General features: G+C 71.4%; 16 protein-coding genes and 1 pseudogene. 10 read left to right on the plus strand and 7 right to left on the minus strand.

All coding sequences use genetic code 11. From position 1 onward, the window contains the following. Positions 1-257 precede the first annotated feature (257 nt). The 3 genes from ACFUJR_RS02725 to ACFUJR_RS02735 form a co-directional block, all read right to left on the minus strand. Positions 258-485, minus strand: coding sequence for a DUF6191 domain-containing protein (locus ACFUJR_RS02725; RefSeq protein ID WP_383169198.1), 228 nt, complete (start codon positions 483-485; stop codon positions 258-260). Between the two features lie 7 nt (positions 486-492). Then, positions 493-1,602, minus strand: a complete 1,110-nt coding sequence (locus tag ACFUJR_RS02730; protein WP_383169249.1) for a PQQ-dependent sugar dehydrogenase — start codon at positions 1,600-1,602, stop codon at positions 493-495. Between the two features lie 110 nt (positions 1,603-1,712). After that, entirely contained in the window at positions 1,713-2,714 is a 1,002-nt protein-coding gene (locus ACFUJR_RS02735; protein WP_383169200.1) for an aldo/keto reductase, read from the minus strand. A gap of 74 nt (positions 2,715-2,788) precedes the next feature. Here ACFUJR_RS02735 and ACFUJR_RS02740 point away from each other — a divergent pair, with 74 nt between their 5' ends. The 7 genes from ACFUJR_RS02740 to ACFUJR_RS02770 all read left to right on the plus strand — a co-directional run bounded on the left by ACFUJR_RS02740 (position 2,789) and on the right by ACFUJR_RS02770 (position 13,511). Then, positions 2,789-3,751: a 2-hydroxyacid dehydrogenase gene (locus ACFUJR_RS02740; RefSeq protein WP_383169202.1), complete on the plus strand. Its 963-nt coding sequence runs from the start codon at positions 2,789-2,791 to the stop codon at positions 3,749-3,751. Positions 3,752-4,344: 593 nt separating this feature from the next. Further along, on the plus strand, positions 4,345-7,194 hold the full coding sequence (locus ACFUJR_RS02745; protein WP_383169251.1) for a putative bifunctional diguanylate cyclase/phosphodiesterase: 2,850 nt from the start codon (positions 4,345-4,347) through the stop codon (positions 7,192-7,194). A gap of 211 nt (positions 7,195-7,405) precedes the next feature. Then, the gene (locus ACFUJR_RS02750) at positions 7,406-9,283 is read left to right on the plus strand and encodes an acetolactate synthase large subunit (protein WP_383169204.1); all 1,878 of its coding nucleotides are present in this window, start codon (positions 7,406-7,408) and stop codon (positions 9,281-9,283) included. 30 nt (positions 9,284-9,313) lie between these two features. After that, complete coding sequence (gene ilvN / locus ACFUJR_RS02755; protein WP_215065241.1) at positions 9,314-9,838, plus strand: acetolactate synthase small subunit; 525 nt, start codon at positions 9,314-9,316, stop codon at positions 9,836-9,838. 135 nt (positions 9,839-9,973) lie between these two features. Continuing rightward, positions 9,974-10,975 carry a ketol-acid reductoisomerase gene (gene ilvC, locus ACFUJR_RS02760; protein WP_383169206.1) on the plus strand — a complete coding sequence of 334 codons (1,002 nt, stop codon included), beginning with the start codon at positions 9,974-9,976 and terminating at the stop codon, positions 10,973-10,975. Positions 10,976-11,243: 268 nt separating this feature from the next. Continuing rightward, entirely contained in the window at positions 11,244-12,833 is a 1,590-nt protein-coding gene (serA, locus tag ACFUJR_RS02765; RefSeq protein ID WP_383169208.1) for a phosphoglycerate dehydrogenase, read from the plus strand. 99 nt (positions 12,834-12,932) lie between these two features. Then, on the plus strand, positions 12,933-13,511 hold the full coding sequence (locus tag ACFUJR_RS02770) for a TetR/AcrR family transcriptional regulator (protein WP_383169254.1): 579 nt from the start codon (positions 12,933-12,935) through the stop codon (positions 13,509-13,511). Positions 13,512-13,547: 36 nt separating this feature from the next. Here ACFUJR_RS02770 and ACFUJR_RS02775 read toward each other — a convergent pair whose 3' ends face one another. Genes ACFUJR_RS02775 through ACFUJR_RS02785 form a run of 3 tightly spaced genes read right to left on the minus strand, consistent with a single transcriptional unit; the run spans position 13,548 to position 17,142 of the window. Next, positions 13,548-14,720: a DUF1266 domain-containing protein gene (locus tag ACFUJR_RS02775; protein WP_383169210.1), complete on the minus strand. Its 1,173-nt coding sequence runs from the start codon at positions 14,718-14,720 to the stop codon at positions 13,548-13,550. After that, positions 14,717-15,868, minus strand: a complete 1,152-nt coding sequence (locus tag ACFUJR_RS02780; RefSeq protein WP_383169212.1) for a DUF1266 domain-containing protein — start codon at positions 15,866-15,868, stop codon at positions 14,717-14,719. The genes ACFUJR_RS02775 and ACFUJR_RS02780 overlap by 4 nt, the downstream gene beginning before the upstream one ends. 38 nt (positions 15,869-15,906) lie before the next feature. Then, the gene (locus ACFUJR_RS02785; protein WP_383169214.1) at positions 15,907-17,142 is read right to left on the minus strand and encodes a PucR family transcriptional regulator; all 1,236 of its coding nucleotides are present in this window, start codon (positions 17,140-17,142) and stop codon (positions 15,907-15,909) included. A gap of 182 nt (positions 17,143-17,324) precedes the next feature. Here ACFUJR_RS02785 and ACFUJR_RS02790 point away from each other — a divergent pair, with 182 nt between their 5' ends. The 3 genes from ACFUJR_RS02790 to ACFUJR_RS02800 all read left to right on the plus strand — a co-directional run bounded on the left by ACFUJR_RS02790 (position 17,325) and on the right by ACFUJR_RS02800 (position 20,332). Further along, complete coding sequence (locus tag ACFUJR_RS02790; protein ID WP_383169216.1) at positions 17,325-18,305, plus strand: proline dehydrogenase family protein; 981 nt, start codon at positions 17,325-17,327, stop codon at positions 18,303-18,305. A 30-nt stretch (positions 18,306-18,335) separates the two neighbouring features. Beyond that, complete coding sequence (gene pruA / locus ACFUJR_RS02795) at positions 18,336-19,967, plus strand: L-glutamate gamma-semialdehyde dehydrogenase (RefSeq protein WP_383169217.1); 1,632 nt, start codon at positions 18,336-18,338, stop codon at positions 19,965-19,967. A 128-nt stretch (positions 19,968-20,095) separates the two neighbouring features. After that, positions 20,096-20,332 carry a hypothetical protein gene (locus ACFUJR_RS02800; protein WP_383169219.1) on the plus strand — a complete coding sequence of 79 codons (237 nt, stop codon included), beginning with the start codon at positions 20,096-20,098 and terminating at the stop codon, positions 20,330-20,332. On the opposite strand, the pseudogene ACFUJR_RS02805 reads toward ACFUJR_RS02800, so the two are convergent. Next, positions 20,280-20,938 (minus strand): annotated as a pseudogene (locus ACFUJR_RS02805) (alpha/beta fold hydrolase). The gene ACFUJR_RS02800 and the pseudogene ACFUJR_RS02805 sit on opposite strands and share 53 nt — an antisense overlap. Positions 20,939-20,956: the final 18 nt, after the last annotated feature.

Below are 20,956 nucleotides of genomic sequence, written 5' to 3' on the forward strand. Positions count from 1 at the left end.
CGGTCCGACAACCGCTCACCCGCAGGCACCCTGACCTGCCCCACCCTCGCCACACCACAACCAACGAGCGCAGGACATTTAAGTCACCGGCATTGCGTCTAGGCCACGACTGAGCCCCCGTCCTCGACCCAGGGCCCCGTCCTGCGCCCAAGCCTGTCCTCGGCCCAGAGCCCCGTCCTGCGTCCAAGCCTGTCCTCGACCCAGGGCCCCGTCCTGCGCCCAAGCCCCCGTCCTCCGCCCGGAGCCCCGTCCTCCGCCTAGAGCCCCTCGTCCCCGTCCCCGTCGTCGCCGGTCCCGTCCCCGTCCTCGTCGTCGCGGGTCGCCAGGGCCGGCACGCGTATCGTCACCGCGCCCGAGGCGAGGTCGATCGGCCCACGCCCGGGGTCCGCGTCACCCAGGTCCTCCCGGGTCAGTTCGAGCCGCTGCCGTTCGTCGGAGGCGTGCTTCTGGCTCGGCGCGAAGAGTTCTTCCATCAGGTGGAACATCGGGCTCCTATTCGACCTCCAGGCGGAGGATCTTGTCGTCGCCGGGCTCGGGCGTGCCCCGGGTGTCGGTCTCGCTCGTCGTCAGCCAGAGCCGGCCGTCACCCGCCGCCAGGACCGTGCGCAGCCGGCCGTACTCCTCCACGAGGAACGCCTCGGGGTCTCCGGAGCGTTCCGCTCCGGACAGCGGGATCCGCCACAGGCGCTCGCCTCTCAGGCCCGCCATCCAGATCGCGCCCTCCGCGTAGGCGATGCCGCTCGGCGACGCCTCGTCCGTCCGCCACTGGGCCACCGGGTCCACGAAGCCCGAGACGTTCGCCGTGCCCTCGACCTTCGGCCAGCCGTAGTTCTTCCCGGCCTGGATCAGATTCAGCTCGTCCCAGGTGTTCTGGCCGAACTCGGCCGCCCACAGCCGTCCGTCCGCGTCCCAGGCCAAACCCTGGACATTGCGGTGACCGTACGAGTAGACCACCGAGCCGGGGAACGGATTGCCGGGCGCCGGCTTCCCCTCCGGCGCCATCCGCAGGATCTTGCCGCCCAACGACTCCACGTTCTGCGCGAGCCCCGTCTCACCGCGCTCGCCCGTGCCCGCGTACAGCATTCCGTCCGGGCCGAACGCGATCCGCCCGCCGTTGTGCACGTTGCCCTTCGGGATGCCCGAGAGGACCACCTCGGCCGCGCCGAGCCGGTCCGACGCCCCGCCTCCGTACGGCATGCGAACGATGCGGTTGTCCGACTCCGCCGTGAAGTACGCGTACACGTGGCCGTCCCGCACGGCGAGTCCGAGGAGACCGCCCTCGCCCCCGGGGACCACCCCCGGCACCTCTCCGACCGGCGTCTTTCCTCCCGTCTCCGCGTCGACCCGGGTGATCGTGCGCTCGTCACGCGAGGCGACGAGGAGATCACCGTCCGGCAGCGCGGCCACGCCCCACGGCGACTCCAGATCCTCGGTCAGCGTCCCGGCGACGCGCACGGAGCCCGGAGAGCCCCGCGTCCCGGATTCCGTGGCGGACACGGACATCGAGGGCGCTGCCGAGGGCGGCGCGGCTCTCTCCCCGTCTCCGTCCGACGCACAACCCGTCAGCAGCCCCAGAACGGCGGCGGCCCCCACGGCTCCCACTGAAGTTCGGCCCACGGTCCCGGTCCCTTCGAACGGCGATCTCTACCCTTGATACACCGCTCGGCCCGGTCAGGTTCCCGCTCTCACCGCCGATCCTGCGGCTCGCGCTCTCAGTCCCACGATCCACGCGGCCCGGGCAGCCCCGCGATCTCCGCGAGATCCCGGGCCGTGAGCACCAGTTCCGCCGCCCGCGCGTTCTCCACCGCCCAGCACTCCCGCTTCGCCCCCGGGATCGGCACCACGTGCGGCCCCTGGGCCAGCGCCCACGCCAGCGTCACCTGCGCCGGAGTGACGTGCTCCCCGTGCCGCGCGGCCACCCGCCGCAGCCCCGCCACCAGCGGCTGGTTCGCGGCCATCATCTCGGCGGTGAACCGGGGATGCCTGGCCCGTGGGTCGTCCGGCTCGAAGCCCCCGCCCGGGGTCAGGGTCCCGGTCAGGAACCCGTTCCCCAGCGGCATCGCGGCCAGGAACCCCACGCCCCGCGCCTCACACCACGGCAGCAGCCGCTCCAGCGCCTCCGGGGACCACACCGACAGCTCCGCCTCCACCGCGCTCACCGGGAAGACCTGCTGGATCCGCTCCAACTGCCGGATCGTTCCCTCGTACACGTGTGCAACTCCGCCGCGCCGTGCCGCCCGCGCTCCGACCGCGCAGAACCCGAGCGCCCGCACCTTGCCGGCCGACACCAGCTCGGCCATCGCGCCCCAGGTCTCCTCGACCGGCACCTCCGGATCCGCCCGGTGCAGCTGGTAGAGGTCGATCACGTCCGTCTGCAGCCGCCGCAGCGAGGCGTCGCAGGCCCGCCGTACGTACCCGGGCCGGCCGTTGGCCACGATGTGCTGGTCACCCACGAGCAGACCGCACTTCGTCGACACGAACGCCTCCGCCCGGCGTTCCCTCAGGGCCCGCCCCACGAGCAGCTCGTTGGTGAAGGGGCCGTACATGTCGGCGGTGTCGAGCAGACTCACCCCGGCGTCGAGCGCCGCGTGCACCGTACGCAGCGAGCGGTCACCGCGCTGCTGCGAGGCTCCGTAGGCCCAGTTCATCGGCATACAGCCCAGGCCGACCGCGCCCACGTCGAGCGCCGCCGCCCCGATAGTCCTGCGCTCCACCTGCCGGTACCCCTCCCTGTGCCGCCCCCAAAGTAACCAATGGCGACCGGGATTCTTCGCATAGCCTCCCGGTCATGACATTCGATGAGACGACCGCCGACGTGTGGCTTCCGATTCCCGCGGACGAGATCGAAGGACTTCCCGACCCGGGCGCGTCGGGACTCAACTACCGTCTCTGGGAAGGCGGTCGTGACTTCCCCTCCGATCCGGCGCGCTGCGTCTTCTACGTCGTCCCGTACATGAAGGGCTCGGAGGTCGCCGTCCGGCCGCTCGCCCATATGACCTCGGTGCGCGCGGTGCAGACGCTCTCGGCGGGCACGGACCATGTGACGCCCGGTCTCGGCTCACTGCCCCCGGGCGTCGAGCTGTGCAACGCCAAGGGCGTCCACGAGGCCAGCACCGCCGAGCTGACGCTGGCCCTGATCCTCGCCTCGCTGCGCGGGATCCCCGGCTTCGTCAGGGGCCAGGACAAGGAGGAGTGGCGGGACGGCTTCTATCCGGCCCTCGCCGACAAGTCCGTCCTCATCGTGGGGTACGGATCGATCGGCGCCGCCATCGAGGACCGGCTCGTGCCCTTCGAGTGCGCGCGGGTGATGCGCGTCGCGCGCTCCGCACGCGCCACGGAGCGCGGTCCCGTCCATCCCCTCTCGGAGCTGCCCGCCCTTCTGCCGCAGGCGGACGTGGTCGTGCTCTCCACTCCGCTCACGCCCGGGACCAGGCACCTCGCCGACGCGGGGTTTCTCGCCCGGATGAAGGACGGCGCCCTTCTGGTGAACGTGGCCCGCGGTCCCGTCGTGGACACCGCCGCGCTGCTCAAGGAGGTCGAGAGCGGGCGGATCACCGCCGCGCTCGACGTCACCGATCCCGAACCGCTGCCGCCGGGCCACCCGTTGTGGCACGCTCCCGGTGTTCTGGTGAGTCCCCATGTCGGCGGCTCAACTTCGGCGTTCATGCCCCGTGCCAAGCGGCTGATCGCGGCCCAGCTCACCCGTTTCACGGCGGGGGAGCGGCTGGCGAACGTGGTCCTGACCACCTGATCCGCGCGGCCGAGCGGAGCGCCCCCTCAGTGCGCCTGCGGCGAACCCCAGGCCCGTCACGCAGCGTACAGCACCCCTGTCCCTGAGTGACGGTCCTGGTGTATCGTCCCGAAGCGGGGGGCTGCGTCGAGTACGAGCTGACGCCGGGGAGCGACGTGACGGGACATCAGATTCCGAGGGGGGCGACGGGTGACGTACGGGCGACGGACCGACGATCCGACGCGGCGGGGCTGCCGTCGACCACCCTCGCGCGCGACGACGGCACGGGGCCGCCCCGTCAGGGCGCGGGACTCCGCAGGCCGACCGGTGGAGTCGGCCTCCCCGTCCAGGCCGACCGGCGCACCGCCGAGCCGGACGCCTCGGGGCCGCACGCGACGGCCCAGCGTCCCGGAGCTCCGGACCGCGACGCGGACGCCCTGGAAGTACTCGCCTCACCCCTGGCCCCCTCGGGCCCCGCACCGGCTGCTCCGGTCTCCGCGGAGGTCGCCTCAGTCCCCGTCGAGGCCGACGCGGGCCACGCCGCGAGCGCCGCGCGTCGCGCCTGGCGCTTCACGATGCCTCGGCGCCCTGGTGCGGACGAAAGCCCGGTGGCGATGAGCGCCCCCGGCGCGCTCATCGAGCGCGGCCGCGTCGCGGGACCCGCCGTCGCCCCCGGCTCGGGGGAGCGCCGTCGCGGCCCCCGCTCAGGGTCCCCGGTGGTCCTGACCCAGATCCTCCTCGGGTTGATCTGCGGGGGATACGCGACGGGTGCCGCCCTCGGCTGGGGTTCCGAACAACTGGCCCTGATCATGGGTGACTTCGGCCTCAGCGTCGCCGCCCTCGCCGCGGCCGTCTCCTGCTTCGTCTACACCCGCGTCCACGAGAGCCGCTCCCGCCCGGCCTGGCTGCTCTTCGCCTTCTCCTCGGCGATGGCCGCCGCGGGGAACGCCGTCTGGGGGTGGTACGAGGTCGTGCTCCACAGGGAGGTGCCCAGCCCCTCCGTCGCGGACGTCTTCTTCCTGCTCTTCGCGCCGCCCGCCATCGTCGGCCTGCTGGTGCTCGCCAAGAAGCCCGTCACCCGGGCCGGATGGGTCTGCCTCGCCCTCGACGCCTGGCTCATCGGCGGCTCGCTGCTCACCCTTTCCTGGAGCCTCGCCCTCGCGCACACCGCCCACTTCGAGGGCGAGAGCGTCGCCCGGACCGCCCTCACCCTGGCGTACCCCCTGCTGGACATCGTCCTCGTCAGCATGGTCCTCGCCCTGCACTTCCGACGCTCGCAGGCGAACCGCTCGGCGACCAACACCGCCATCGCCGCTCTCGCGCTCACCGTCCTGTGCGACGCCCTGTTCACCTCGCCGCTGCTGCGCGAGAGCTACACCTCCGGCCAACTGCTCGACGCCGGCTGGTTCGCCGGCTCGCTGCTGCTGGCGTACGCCCCCTGGGGGGTGCGCCGGACGTCCGAGGGCGCCCCCTCCCCGCGCGGCCAGCGCCAGCACAGCCGCCCCGTCGCCGGCTCGCTGGCCGCCCTCACCCCGTATCTCGCCGCCGCGGTCTGCACGCTCGGCATCCTGTACAACGTCGTCGAGGGACGCAGAGTGGACCGCGTGGTCGTCTTCACCGGCTGTACGGTCGTGCTCGCCCTGGTCGTACGGCAGGGCATCATGCTCCTCGACAACATCGCCCTCACCCACGAACTGGCCCAGAAGGAGAACCACTTCAGGTCCCTGGTACAGGGCTCCAGCGACGTCATCATGATCGCAGCACCCACCGGCATACTCCGCTACGTCAGCCCTGCCGCCTCCGGGGTCTACGGACGGGAGGCCGAGGACCTGATCGGCTCCGAGCTGGCCTCGCTCATCCATCCCGAGGACCTCGGCGGAGTCGTCCACGAGGTCCGCCGCTTCCTGGCCGCTCCTCCTTCGGAGGAGCCGACCACACGGATCGAGTGCCGCTTCCGCTCCGGCCGCGGTGACTGGCTCAACGTCGAGTCCACCGTCAACCGCCACCAGGGTGGGCTGATCTTCAACAGCCGGGACGTCACCGAGCGGGTCCGCCTCCAGGCCCAGCTCCAGCACAACGCCGAGCACGACCCGCTCACCGACCTGCCCAACCGGGCGCTGTTCACCCGGCGCGTCCGCAAGGCGCTCGCCGGCCGGCGCTCGTCCGACCCCGGCACCGCCGTGCTCTTCATCGACCTCGACGGCTTCAAGGCGGTCAACGACCGGCTCGGCCACCAGGCGGGCGACGAGCTGCTCGTCCAGGCCGCGCGCCGCCTCCAGGACTCCGTACGGGCCGGGGACACCGCCGCCCGGCTCGGCGGCGACGAGTTCGCCGCGCTCATCCTCGGTGACGGCGCACGCGACCGCTCCGCCCGCGAGTACCAGGTCCGCGAGATCGCCGACCGGCTGCGCCTCACGCTCTCCCAGCCGTACCAGGTCGAGGGCGGGAACGAGGTGCGGGTGGCCGCCTCCATCGGCGTCGCCTTCGCCGAGCCCGGCATCAGCGCCGGGGACCTGCTGCGCAACGCCGACCTGGCCATGTACCGGGCCAAGGCGGCCGGCAAGGACCGCGTCGAGATGTACGCCCCGCAGATGCAGGCCGAGATCGTCCGCAGGACCGAACTGGCCACCCGGCTGCGCACCGCGCTGGACGACGGCGAGTTCGCCCTGCTCCACCAGCCGGTGGTGGACCTCTCCACCGGCCGGATCACCGCCGTCGCCGCCCAGGCCCGCTGGCGCTCCGCCCAGGGCGTCCTCTTCACCCCGGCGGAGTTCCTTCGGGTCGCCGAGGACGGCGAGCGGGTCGCCCAGCTCGGCCGCTGGCTCCTGGAGCAGGCCGTCGAGCAGGCCGCCGAGCGGGCCGCGTTGGGCCACCGGACCCCGGTCTCCGTCCGGCTCTCCGCCCGTCGCCTGCTCGACCGCTCGCTGCCGCTCGGCTCTGTCGAGGCGCTGCTGACCCGGTACGAGCTCCCGTCGGGCTCTTTGGTGATCGAGCTGGCCGACAGTGACCCCCGGGTCTCCTTCGACGACCTGGAGCAGCGCCTGGTCGTTCTGCGCCGGCTCGGCGTCCGGATCGCGCTCGACGGCTTCGGCAGCGGCTACGCGGCCATCAACGCGCTGCGCCGCCTCCCCGTCGACGTACTGAAGCTGGACCGGGGACTCGTCGAGGGCGTGGTGGAGTCCGCCCGGCTCCGCAAGATCACCAGCGGACTGCTCCGGATCGCCTCCGATCTCGGGCTGCAGTCCGTCGCCGACGGCGTGGACGTCCCCGAGCAGGTGCTCACCCTGCGCGCCATGGGCTGCACCCACGGCCAGGGAATGGCGTTCTCGGGCCCGCTCGACGAGTACCGGCTGCGCCGCGCGCTCGTGCGGGAGGAGTACCCCGTCCCCGGTGGCGAGGCGGTTCCGGCCGGAAACCATCACCCGATGCGCTCAAATAATGAGACGCCCGTCCCACCCACTTGACACTGATAGTGCGTCGGGGGGAGGGTCAGTGCCATGCGCACCCGAATTCTCGTACTTGGAAAGCGCGTCGGCTGAAGCAGGGCCATGACGGCCCGGCTTGAAACGCTACCGACGCGCTCCCCTCGCTTGCCTCCCGGCACGAGGGGTTTTTTGTTGCACCGGCTCCCCCCAAACCCTCGCAAAAACCCTCTGCTTCGAGAAGAGAATGCTGATGACCGAGCAGGCCACCGGGCACCATCCGCAGCCGCGGGCCCGTAGCGGCGGACAGATCGCCACCACCGTCGAGCACGTCACGGGTGCGCAGTCCCTCATCCGTTCTCTCGAGGAAGTGGGGGCCGACACCGTCTTCGGTATTCCGGGCGGCGCCATCCTCCCCGCGTACGACCCGATGATGGACTCCCAGAAGGTCCGCCACATCCTGGTCCGCCACGAGCAGGGCGCGGGCCACGCCGCAACCGGCTACGCCCAGGCGACCGGCAAGGTCGGCGTCTGCATGGCGACCTCCGGTCCCGGCGCCACCAACCTGGTCACGCCGATCGCCGACGCCCACATGGACTCCGTCCCGCTGGTCGCGATCACCGGCCAGGTCGCCTCCAAGGCCATCGGCACGGACGCCTTCCAGGAGGCGGACATCTGCGGCATCACGATGCCGATCACCAAGCACAACTTCCTGGTCACCAAGGCCGAGGACATCCCGAGGACGATCGCCGAGGCCTTCCACATCGCCTCCACCGGCCGTCCCGGCCCGGTCCTGGTCGACATCGCCAAGGACGCCTTGCAGGCGAAGACCACCTTCAGCTGGCCGCCGCAGACCGACCTGCCCGGCTACCGCCCGGTGACCAAGCCGCACGCCAAGCAGATCCGCGAGGCCGCCAAGCTGATCACCGGCGCAAGGCGCCCGGTCCTGTACGTCGGCGGCGGCGTCCTGAAGGCCGGCGCCACCGCCGAGCTGAAGGTGCTCGCCGAGCTCACCGGAGCCCCCGTCACCACCACCCTGATGGCGCTGGGCGCGTTCCCCGACAGCCACCCGCTGCACGTGGGAATGCCGGGCATGCACGGTGCGGTCACAGCCGTCACCGCGCTGCAGAAGGCCGACCTGATCGTCGCCCTCGGAGCCCGCTTCGACGACCGCGTCACCGGCAAGCTGGACAGCTTCGCCCCCTTCGCCAAGATCGTCCACGCGGACATCGACCCGGCCGAGATCGGCAAGAACCGCGCCGCCGACGTCCCGATCGTCGGTGACGCCCGCGAGGTCATCGCCGACCTGGTCCAGGCCGTCCAGGCCGAGTACAGCGAAGGCAACCAGGGCGACTACACCTCCTGGTGGAGCGACCTGAACCGCTGGCGCGAGACGTACCCGCTCGGCTACGACCTGCCGGAGGACGGCAGCCTCTCGCCGCAGCAGGTCATCCAGCGCATCGGTCAGCTGGCCCCCGCCGACACCATCTACGCGGCCGGCGTCGGCCAGCACCAGATGTGGGCGGCGCACTTCATCGACTACGAGAAGCCGGCCACCTGGCTGAACTCCGGCGGCGCCGGAACGATGGGCTACGCCGTCCCCGCCGCCATGGGTGCCAAGGCCGGCATGCCGGACCGCCCGGTCTGGGCGATCGATGGCGACGGCTGCTTCCAGATGACGAACCAGGAACTCGTCACCTGCGCGCTCAACAACATCCCGATCAAGGTCGCCATCATCAACAACGGCGCCCTCGGGATGGTCCGCCAGTGGCAGACCCTCTTCTACAACCAGCGCTACTCCAGCACGGTCCTGCACGCCGACGAGACCGGCCACGAGGCCACCGGCTCCCAGGTCGGTGCCAGCACGGCGCCCCGCAAGGGCACCCGTATCCCGGACTTCGTCAAGCTGTCCGAGGCCATGGGCTGTGTCGCCCTGCGCTGCGAGGACCCGGCCGACCTGGACAGGGTCATCGAAGAGGCCAACGCCATCAACGACCGCCCGGTCGTGATCGACTTCATCGTCCACGAGGACGCCCAGGTCTGGCCCATGGTCGCCGCCGGCACCTCCAACGACGAGGTCATGGCAGCCCGGGGCGTCCGCCCCGACTTCGGCGACAACGAAGACGACTGAGACCGAGAGCCGTAGGAAGAGGAACGACACATGACTAGGCACACGCTCTCCGTCCTGGTGGAGAACACCCCCGGCATCCTCGCCCGGATCGCCGCGCTGTTCTCCCGCCGCGGCTTCAACATCGACTCGCTCGCCGTCGGTGTCACCGAACACCCCGACATCTCCCGCATCACGATCGTGGTCAATGTCGAGGACCTGCCGCTGGAGCAGGTGACCAAGCAGCTCAACAAGCTGGTCAACGTCCTGAAGATCGTCGAACTCGAGCCCTCCGCTGCGATCCAGCGCGAGCTCGTCCTGGTGAAGGTCCGCGCCGACAACGAGACCCGCTCCCAGATCGTCGAGATCGTCCAGCTGTTCCGCGCCAAGACCGTGGACGTCTCGCCCGAGGCGGTCACCATCGAGGCCACCGGTTCGAGTGACAAGCTCGACGCGATGCTCAAGATGCTGGAGCAGTTCGGCATCAAGGAGCTCGTGCAGTCCGGCACGATCGCCATAGGGCGTGGTGCGCGGTCCATCACGGACCGTTCCCTGCGGGCCCTCGACCGCAGCGCCTGACCGGCCACTACGGCCGGCCTCCAGGGCGGTCCGTCGACGCGTCCGTCGACCGGTCCGCCTGGCGAGACAGAAGACTTCCCTTCCCCCGCCCGCCGTACGGTGGGACGCAACACCAGCACACCAAGGAGATTCCCAGTGGCCGAGCTGTTCTACGACGACGATGCCGACCTGTCCATCATCCAGGGCCGCAAGGTCGCGGTGATCGGTTACGGCAGCCAGGGCCACGCCCACGCGCTGTCGCTCCGTGACTCGGGTGTCGACGTCCGTGTCGGTCTGCACGAGGGCTCCAAGTCCAAGGCCAAGGCCGAGGAGCAGGGCCTGCGCGTGGTGACGCCCGCCGAGGCCGCCGCCGAGGCCGACGTCATCATGATCCTGATCCCGGACCCGATCCAGGCCAAGGTCTACGAGGAGTCGATCGCCCCGAACCTGAAGGACGGCGACGCCCTCTTCTTCGCGCACGGCTTCAACGTCCGCTTCGGCTTCATCAAGCCCCCGGCCGGCGTCGACGTCGCGCTCGTCGCCCCGAAGGGCCCGGGCCACCTGGTCCGCCGCCAGTACGAGGAGGGCCGCGGCGTCCCCGCGATCGCCGCGGTCGAGCAGGACGCGACGGGCAACGCCTTCGCCCTGGCGCTCTCGTACGCCAAGGCCATCGGCGGCACGCGTGCGGGCGTCATCAAGACGACCTTCACCGAGGAGACCGAGACCGACCTGTTCGGTGAGCAGGCCGTCCTGTGCGGTGGCGCCAGCGCCCTCGTCAAGGCGGGCTTCGAGACCCTGGTCGAGGCCGGCTACCAGCCGGAGATCGCCTACTTCGAGTGCCTGCACGAGCTGAAGCTCATCGTCGACCTCATGTACGAGGGCGGCCTGGAGAAGATGCGCTGGTCCGTCTCCGAGACCGCCGAGTGGGGCGACTACATCACCGGCCCGCGGATCATCACCGACGCCACCAAGGCCGAGATGAAGAAGGTCCTCGCGGAGATCCAGGACGGCACCTTCGCCCAGAACTGGATGGACGAGTACCACGGCGGTCTGAAGAAGTACAACGAGTACAAGACCCAGGACGAGAAGCACCTCCTGGAGACCACCGGCAAGGAGCTGCGCAAGCTCATGAGCTGGGTGAACGACGAGGAGGCGTAAGCCTTCGTGGGGGGCCGGACACAGCGTCCGGCCCCTCCCCGCGTCGTTGGACAGGCCGTCCAACCACGGACGGGTGATCCTTCCAACGAGGCGCATGATCGACGCCGACGCACCACTACACTGCTCAACAACATACGCGTTCAGGCCCACAGCGTCGTGCGCTTTCACGCGGCAAGCCCCCTCCACCGCCTGCGGCCGTCGGGACGGCCGTCCTCCCCCGCAGCGCTGCGCGCGCGGGAGGTGCCCCCATGGATCTGTGAGGACTCACGTGAGCTCGAAACCTGTCGTACTCATCGCTGAAGAGCTGTCGCCCGCCACCGTCGACGCACTGGGCCCGGACTTCGAGATCCGGCACTGCAACGGCGCGGACCGCGCCGAGCTGCTCCCCGCCATCGCCGACGTGGACGCGATCCTCGTCCGCTCCGCCACCAAGGTCGACGCGGAGGCCATCGCCGCCGCGAACAAGCTCCGGGTCGTGGCCCGGGCCGGTGTCGGCCTGGACAACGTCGACGTCTCCGCCGCCACCAAGGCCGGCGTGATGGTCGTGAACGCCCCGACCTCCAACATCGTCACCGCCGCCGAGCTCGCGTGCGGTCTGCTCGTCGCCACCGCGCGCAACATCCCGCAGGCCAACACCGCGCTGAAGAACGGCGAGTGGAAGCGCTCCAAGTACACCGGCGTCGAGCTCAGCGAGAAGACCCTCGGCGTCGTCGGTCTCGGCCGCATCGGCGTCCTGGTCGCCCAGCGGATGTCCGCGTTCGGCATGAAGATCGTCGCGTACGACCCCTACGTGCAGCCCGCCCGCGCCGCGCAGATGGGGGTGAAGCTGCTGGCCCTGGACGAGCTCCTGGAGGTCGCCGACTTCATCACCGTCCACCTGCCGAAGACCCCCGAGACCCTCGGTCTCATCGGCGACGAGGCCCTGCACAAGGTCAAGCCCTCCGTCCGCATCGTCAACGCCGCGCGCGGCGGGATCGTGGACGAGGAGGCGCTGTACTCGGCGCTCAAGGAGGGCCGGGTCGCCGGCGCGGGCCTCGACGTGTACGCGAAGGAGCCCTGCACGGACTCCCCGCTCTTCGAGCTCGACCAGGTCGTCTGCACCCCGCACCTCGGCGCGTCCACGGACGAGGCTCAGGAGAAGGCCGGTATCGCGGTCGCCCGTTCGGTGCGCCTCGCGCTCGCCGGCGAGCTGGTCCCGGACGCGGTCAACGTCCAGGGCGGTGTCATCGCCGAGGACGTCAAGCCCGGTCTGCCGCTCGCCGAGAAGCTCGGCCGCATCTTCACCGCGCTCGCGGGCGAGGTCGCGGCGCGGCTCGACGTCGAGGTGTACGGCGAGATCACCCAGCACGACGTCAAGGTGCTCGAACTCTCCGCGCTCAAGGGCGTGTTCGAGGACGTGGTCGACGAGACCGTGTCGTACGTCAACGCCCCGCTGTTCGCGCAGGAGCGTGGTGTCGAGGTCCGTCTGACGACCTCCAGCGAGTCCCCCGACCACCGCAACGTGGTCACCGTGCGCGGCACGCTCTCGAGTGGCGAGGAGGTCGCGGTCTCCGGCACGCTGGCCGGCCCCAAGCACCTCCAGAAGATCGTCGCCGTCGGTGACTACGACGTGGACGTGGCGCTCGCCGACCACATGGTGGTGCTCCGCTACGAGGACCGCCCGGGTGTCGTCGGCACCGTGGGCCGCATCCTCGGCGAGGCCGGTCTGAACATCGCGGGCATGCAGGTGGCGCGCGCGGAGGAGGGCGGCGAGGCGCTCGTCCTCCTCACCGTGGACGACACCGTCCCGTCGGCGGTGCTCACGGAGATCTCGGACGAGATCGGCGCGGCGTCGGCCCGCTCGGTCAACCTGGTCTGATCCCGGTCCGGGCGCGGCCCGGTCCCGCACAGGTACCCGTACCCGGTGCGCTAGACGATCGTCTTACACGATCGTATGGCGGCCGGGTACGGTGCTCTCATCGGACACAGGGAAGACCTGCTGGACGGCGCCAAGCGCTGCCTCCTGGAGAAGGGGTACGCCCGCACCACGGCCCGCGACATCGTCGCCGCCTCGGGCACCAACCTGGCCTCCATCGGCTACCACTACGGTTCCAAGGAGGCCCTGCTCCAGCAGGCGTTCCTCGCGCTCACGGAGGAGTGGGGCAACCGGGTGGGCCCGGCCGGGAGCGGTGAGGAGGGCAAGACGCTCCCCGCGGACCCGTACGAGCGCTTCCACACCGTCTGGGAGCGGGTCATCGCCGCCGCCGGCGCCGGCCGGCCGGTCTGGAAGCTCCAGACGGAGGTCGTCACCCGCCTCGACGACGACGAGAATCTCCGCGAGGCCGTCAAGGAGCCGCAGCGAGAGGGCCGGCTGGCGATGGCCGAGGTCTTCCTCGGCCTGGACCCGGAGGCCGACCCCGAGAAGGCCCGGGTCGCGGGACTGCTCTGCCAGGCCCTGGCGACGGGCGTGATGATCCAGTGGATGGTGGACCCGGAGACGGCTCCGACCGCCGACGACCTGACCGAAGGGCTCAAGGCGCTGATGGGGGAGCGATAGCGCCGGTCCCGCCCGGAGTCGGCGTGGCGGCGCGCCTCAGCGCCACGGGATGTTCCGCCAGGGGCTGCCCTCGTGCTCCGTCAGGACGCGGTGGGCGGCCACGTTGTCCTCGTGGTACGAGCCGTACTCCTCCGCGTCGAAGCGCAGCACCCGCCCGAGCGCGTACCCCGCCGAGTACTCCTCCCACGACCCGTAGGCCGAGCGGGCGAGCGCGCCCGCGTGGACGATGGCCTGTTCCGCCTCCGGGGGCGCGCAGAACCGGGCCGTCAGACCCCAGCGGGCCATGTTCACCGCCCGGCCGTAGTCGTACGCGACCGTCTTCCGCACCCGCCCGTCCGGCGCGAGCAGCCCGTCGGCCCGGAACCGGGCCTCGTAGCGCAGGATGCGGCGCACCAGTGCCTCGATGTGCCGCACCGTCACCGGGCTCGCGCCCAGGTCCTGGGCGTGCCCGGCGGCCGTCTCGCGCCATTCGTCCGGCGAGGGCACCGCGCCACGGGCGGCCCGCAGCTCCTCGCGGACCCGGAGGGCGAAGTCCGGCTCCGGCGGGCTGTTGCGCCCGTCGAGCAGCGCGTCCAGCTCCTTGTGCCAGCCCTCGCGGTCGGCGACGTCCCATCCGTCGCGGAGCGTGTCGAGGACGGTGGTGTACCCCATGTACGCCGAGCCCACGTCGTTCCACGGGACGCCGTTGCCGAACGCCAGATGGGCGCCGCAGGCGAGGCCGAAGGCGAGCGGACCGTGCAGGGGGCCGTGCCGCAGTGCGACGAACCGGTCGCCCGGACCCCGCTCCTTCTCGGCGTACGCCCGCAGCCACCCCGCGCGGTGCTCGGGCGTGGCGGGCAACAGCAACTGGCCGGGGGTGCCGCCGTTGACCGAGAGGAGAACCCGGGGGTCGCGCCAGTCGAACTCGGCGGCCCAGCGCAGGGTGACCTGGTGGAAGACCCACTCCGGATGCCAGGGCGGCAGCATCCCGCGCGTCAGGACCGGCCGGACGAGGAGTCCCTTGGCCACCTGCTGGGCGCGCCACCAGACGGCTTCCGGGTCGGCGTCCACCTCGGCCTTGGAGGCGGCGATGAAGAGTTCGGCCCCGGCCAGGACACGGACCTGCCCCGCGAGATCGCCGCGGCGCCCCGCCTCGTACAGCAGCTGCTCGGTCTCGGACGGCGGGATCCAGGGGGCGCCCTGCGGTGCGGGCGGACGGCGAGGACTCATGACCACGGGATGTTCCGGTAGGGGCTCGACGCGTCCTGCGTGAGCGTGCGGTGGACGGTGAGGGATTCCTGGTACATCGGTTCGGGGTCATCACCCTCGTCGAAGTGGATCAGCCGGGCCAGCACATAGCCGAGCGAGAACTCCTCCCAGGAGCCGTAGGTCCGCCGGGCGGCTTCGAGGACGCTCAGGACGGACTGCTCCGCCTCCTGCGGATCGCAGTAGCGCGCGCCGAGCGCCAGCCGCACGACGTTGACGGCGCGGCCGTGGTCGAAGGCGGCGAGGGTGTCGACCCGGCCGCCCGGCGGGAGCAGGCCGTCGACGCGGAACCGCCCCTCGTAGTGGATGATCCGGCGCAGGAACTCCATGGCCTCGGCCCGGTCCTCGCCGTAGGGGTCCTCCAGCTGGAAGGTCTCGGTGACCGCCGCCGCCCACTGCTCGTCGGAGGGCAGGCCGCCCAGCCGCGCGGTGAGACGGCGCCGGACCCCGAGGACGGCCTCGGGGATCCGGCCGACGAGCCGGGTGGCGATCAGGGTCCGCAGCTTCTCCCGGAAGTCCGCGCGGTGGCGGACCGCCCACGGCCTGCGCAGCCGGGCGACATCGGTGGGGTAGTCCTCGTACTGCGCGCCGAGCCCGTTCCACACCAGGCCGTTGAGCACGGCGAGGTGCGCGCCGAGCGCGAGGGCGTGCGCGACCGGGCCGTGCAGGTGCCCGCCTGTGTGGGTGAGCAGGCGCAGCCGCGCGGGGCCGCCGCCGCGCGCGCCCGCTTCCTGCCAGGCCCGCCGGTCGGCGGACCGGGCCGGCAGGGCGGCCTCGAACGGGGTGTCCGGGTTGACCGCCAGCCACCACCGGTCGTTCGGCCAGGCGGCGGCGAGGCGGTCGATCGTGGTCTGCCTGAAGACCCACTCCGGGTGCCACGGCGGCAGCATGCCCTCGGTCAGCACCGGTACGACGGTGCGCCGGGCGGCCTTGTCGCGCCGGCTGGGGAGCGGCGGGGTGTGTCCGGGCACGTCGGCCTGCAGCCGGGGGAGGAGCACGTAGAGACGGGTCCGCCCGAGGGCGTCCAGGACGGCCGCCCGGTCCCCCCGCTCACCGGCCTCGTACAGCAGCTGCTCGGTGTACGTCGGCGGTGCCCAACTCCCCGTGGTCATGGGGAGATCCTATGAACCTGCCGGAAGTGGGCTCACGCTCAGAGCCTGGCCGCCTTCAGTGCCATGTGCAGCAGCAGGCGGTCCTCGCCCGAGTCCAGGTCGAGGCCCGTCAGCCGCTCGACGCGCGAGAGGCGGTAGTAGAGCGTCTGGCGGTGGATGCCGAGGGCCGCCGCCGTACGGCCCGCCTGGCCCGCGTGGTCGAGGAACACCTCGGCGGTGTGGGCCAGTTCGGTGTGGTCGGGGGTGAGCAGGGCTCGGACCACCGGGTCCGGGTCGGTTCGGGGGAGGGCGGTGAGCAGGCGGTACGGGCCGATGGCCGACCATTCGGCCAGTGGGCCGAGCCCCGGCTGGGCCGTTGCCGCCCGCGCGCCCGCCGCGGCCTCGTGCCAGGCGGTGTCCAGATCGGCGAGCCCTCGGCGCGGGAGCGAGACCCCGGCGACGGCTCCCGGGCCCGCGGTGTCCCGCAGCCGCCCGGCCGCCGAGGCGGCGGGCGCGAGGTTGTCCGCGGCCCGCAGCCGTACCAGCACGCCGAGCGCCCACGCGCCCTCGCCGCCGAGGGCCGTGGTCCGCGCCGGCTCCGGCTCACCGTCGGATCCGCCGGCCTGGCCCCCGCCCCGTTTCGACGGGCCCGCCGGGAGGCGCCACGGCACGGTGCAGAGCGCCGCGGCGGCCGGGACCGTACGGGGCGACGGGCTGTCCTCACCCGGCCAGGGCGCCACGCACGCCATCGCGTGCAGCCCGTCCGCGTCCGGCCCCAGGGCCGTACGCAGCGCCGTGAGCGCCATGTCGTACTGCCAGCCGCGCTCCGCCGTCAGGGCCGCCCGCAACTCGCGGGAGAGGTCCGAACCCGCGCGCTCCTCGTCCGCGAGCAGGCCGCCGATCCGGGTGGCGACCTCCATGGCCGCCGTGAGCTGGGCGTGCGTGGGATGGGGCTCGGCGTCCAGCAGCCAGACGTACCCGAGGACGACGCCCCGATGCCGTACGGGAAGACAGATCCGGTCCCGGAACACCCCGGCGTCCGGGGCGGCCGGGATACGGACCGGGCCCGTCGCCCGGGTGATGCCGAAGCCCTCGAACCAGGCGCGGACCGCCGGGGTCGACTTCCGGGTCAGGATCGAGCGCGTCCGGACCGGGTCCAGCGTCGTTTCGTCGAAGTCACTGCCGCTGTCGTGGGCGCCGAAGGCGATCAGCCCGAAGTCACGGTTCTCCAGCGTCGCAGGCGCTCCCAGAAGCGCGGAGATCTCGTCCACCAGTTCTTGGTAATCGCCCTTCACGGTGTCATTCTCGCACCCCTTCAGACATTTGTATGAGATGCCGCGCACGGATGCGTGACAGCTGTCGATGGCAGAGGATCGGAGCGATCCTTAGGTTTCACGGTGGTTCTCCGTGCTGTTCCCGATTGCTTACGAAAGTTCGGGTAGGCACCCTTCGTCACCCTGCCCTTCTGGAGGTCCCCGTGCTGGGTCCCGTGATCCTCGCCGCGTCCCGCAGCGACAAGATGCGCCGTTTCGTGTCGGCCGCCCCCGGGACCAAGCAGGTCGTGGACCGGTTCATCGCCGGTGAGAGGGTCGACCACGTCATCCCGATCGTCCAGGACATCACCGGCCGCGGCCTGGAGGTCACCCTCGACGTCGTCGGTGAGGACATCACCACCGTCGAGCAGTCCCACGCCGCGCGTGACGCCTACCTGGAGCTGATCGGCCGCCTGAAGGAGCTGGGCCTCGGCGAGCGCGCCGAGATGTCCGTCAAGCTCTCGATGTTCGGTCAGTCGCTGGAGATCGAGGGGGGCGCGCCCGCAGGGCTCTCGGTCGAGGGCGGTGGACGACGGACGGGCGGTCATGAGCTGGCCCTCGCCAACGTCCGCCCGGTCGTCGCGGCCGCCGCCGAGATCGGCACCACGGTCACCCTGGACGCCGAGGACCACACCACCCTCGACTCGATGTTCGCCATCCACGAGGAACTGCGGAAGGACTTCCCGCAGACCGGCTGCGTCATCCAGGCGTACCTCTTCCGCACCGAGGACGACGCCCGCCGCCTCGCCGCCAACGGCTCCCGGGTCCGGATCGTGAAGGGCGCCTACAAGGAGCCCGCCTCCGTCGCCATCCAGGACAAGCCCGAGATCGACCGGGCCTACGTCCGGATCATGAAGATCCTGATGGAGGGCGAGGGCTACCCGATGATCGGCTCCCACGACCCCCGGCTGATCTCCATCGGCCAGGAGCTCGCCCGCCGCGCGGGGCGCAAGCTGGACGAGTACGAGTTCCAGATGCTGTACGGCATCCGCAGCGAGGAGCAGAACCGTCTCGCCGCCGAGGGACACCGCATGCGTGTCTACACCGCGTACGGCACCGACTGGTACGGCTACTTCATGCGCCGCCTCGCGGAGAAGCCGGCCAACCTCCTCTTCTTCGTCCGCTCCATCCTCACCAAGGGCTGAGCCCACCCCTCAAAAGGAGTTTCGAGACTCATGGACGCTGTGACCCAGGTCCCCGCTCCGGTCAACGAGCCGGTGCACAGCTACGCCCCCGGTTCCCCCGAGCGCGCCCGTCTGGAGGCCAAGCTCAAGGAGCTGGCCGACAACCCGCGCGACCTGCCGATGACCATCGGCGGCGTGAAGCGCATGGGCGGCGGCGAGCGCGTCGACGTCGTGCAGCCGCACAACCACAAGTCCGTCATCGGCACCTTCGCCGGCGCGACCCGGCAGGACGCCCAGGACGCCATCGACGCCGCCCTGGCCGCCGCCCCGGCCTGGCGCGCGATGTCCTTCGACGATCGCGCCGCGATCATCCTGCGCGCCGCCGAGCTGCTGGCCGGCCCCTGGCGCGAGACGCTGGCCGCCTCCACCATGCTGGGCCAGTCCAAGACCGCGCAGCAGGCCGAGATCGACACCCCCTGCGAGCTCGTCGACTTCTGGCGCTTCAACGTGGCGTACGCCCGCCAGATCCTGGCCGAGCAGCCGCCGGCGAACTCGCCCGGTGTCTGGAACCGCCTCGACCACCGCCCGCTCGAGGGCTTCGTCTACGCGATCACGCCCTTCAACTTCACGGCCATCGCGGGCAACCTGCCCACCGCCCCCGCCCTCATGGGCAACGTGGTGGTCTGGAAGCCGTCCCCGACCCAGACCCACTCCGCCGTGCTCCTGATGGAGCTCCTGGAGGAGGCCGGTCTGCCGAAGGGCGTCATCAACCTGGTCACGGGCGACGGCATCGCCGTCTCCGAGGTGGCCCTCAACCACCGGGACCTGGCCGGCATCCACTTCACCGGTTCGACCAGGACCTTCCAGCACCTGTGGAAGACGGTCGGCAACAACATCGAGTCGTACCGCTCGTACCCGCGGATCGTCGGCGAGACCGGTGGCAAGGACTTCGTCGTCGCCCACCCGAGCGCCGACCGCGCGATCCTGAAGACCGCGCTGACCCGCGGCTCCTTCGAGTTCCAGGGCCAGAAGTGCTCCGCGTCCTCGCGTGCGTACGTCCCGGCCTCCCTCTGGAACTCGGGCTTCAAGGAGGAGTTCGCGGCCGAGGTCGACGGCATCAAGATGGGTGACGTGACCGACCTGACGAACTTCATCGGCGCCGTCATCGACGAGCGCGCGTTCGCCAAGAACAAGGCCGCGATCGACCGCGCGAAGGCGGACGACACCTGCACGATCGTCGCCGGTGGCACGTACGACGACTCGGAGGGCTACTTCGTCCGCCCGACCGTCATCGAGTGCACCGACCCTTCGAACGAGGTCTTCACGACAGAGTACTTCGGCCCGATCCTCGCGATCCACGTCTACGAGGACGACAAGTACGACGAGATGCTGACCCAGATGGAGTCGGCCTCGGACTACGCGCTGACCGGCTCGGTCATCTCCGGCGACCGTGCCGCCACGGCGTACACGATGGAGAAGCTCCGCTTCGCCGCGGGCAACTTCTACATCAACGACAAGTCGACCGGCGCCGTCGTCGGCCAGCAGCCCTTCGGCGGCGGCCGCGCCTCGGGTACGAACGACAAGGCGGGCGCCCCGCAGAACCTCATGCGCTGGACGCTGACTCGCGCGATCAAGGAGACGCTGGTCCCGCCGACCGAGTACGGCTACCCCCACATGGGCTGACGCCCCCTGGGCCGCCCTGAGGCCCACCCCTGACACCGCCCCCCTCCTGGACCCCCAAACCAGGACGGGGGCGGTTCTCATGCGCTGGGCTTACGCTGCTGGGAGGGGGCTCGGCGAGGAGGTACGACATGCCTGGTTCGACGACGATCCGCCCCGGGCACGGCGTCGACGCGATCGAGCACCTCGACGCGCTGCGGATGACGTCCCTGATGAAGGAGCTGCACCGGCTGCTGACCGTGTCGGGACCCGACCGGATCACGGACGCACAGGTCGCGGCCATGTGCGGGGACGAGGCACGCGGTCGAGCGGAGTTCACCGACTGGATCGAGCGAATGGTCCGCGATCTGGAGAAGGCCACGGCCTGACGGGGACGCGCCGCGTGAGGAAGTCGGCGATCAGCTCGGCGATCCGCGGCGCATGCGTCTCCAGGGCGAAGTGGACCGTCGGCAGAAGGTGGATCTCCGCGTCGGGAAGGTCGCCGGGAAGGCCTTCGCGCCCGCCGGGACGAAGACCTCGTCTCCCTCGCCCCAGACGGCCAGCAGGGGGACCTGCGTGGTGCGGAAGTACTCCTGGAAGGCGGGGTGGAGGGCGAAGTTGGAGCCGTAGTCGCCGATCAGGTCGAGCTGGATCGCGTCCTGGCCGTCCCGGGCCATCAGGGCGGCATCGTGGTGCCAGGCGTCCGGGCTGAGCAGGTCGCGGAACCCGGCCGGGACGCCCGTCTCGTACTGCCATCTGATGCCGTCGAGCGAGCGGATGGAGCGTACGGGCTCCTCGGTCCCGGGGGTCCGGTCGGCGATCATCGCGAGGGCCGGTGCCCAGGCCTCGGCGCCGAGGCCCTCCTCGGCCGACGGCGCCGCGCTGCGGCCGAAGCCGAGATGGTCGGGGGCGATCAGCCGGAACGGGTCGGCGAGCCGCGGGATCAGGTCGCGGAACATGTGCGAGCTGGTGGGGAACCCGTGCAGCAGAAGCAGGACGGGTGCGTCGGCGGG

The sequence above is a fragment of the Streptomyces sp. NPDC057271 genome (assembly GCF_042668715.1).
Lineage (GTDB): Bacteria > Actinomycetota > Actinomycetes > Streptomycetales > Streptomycetaceae > Streptomyces.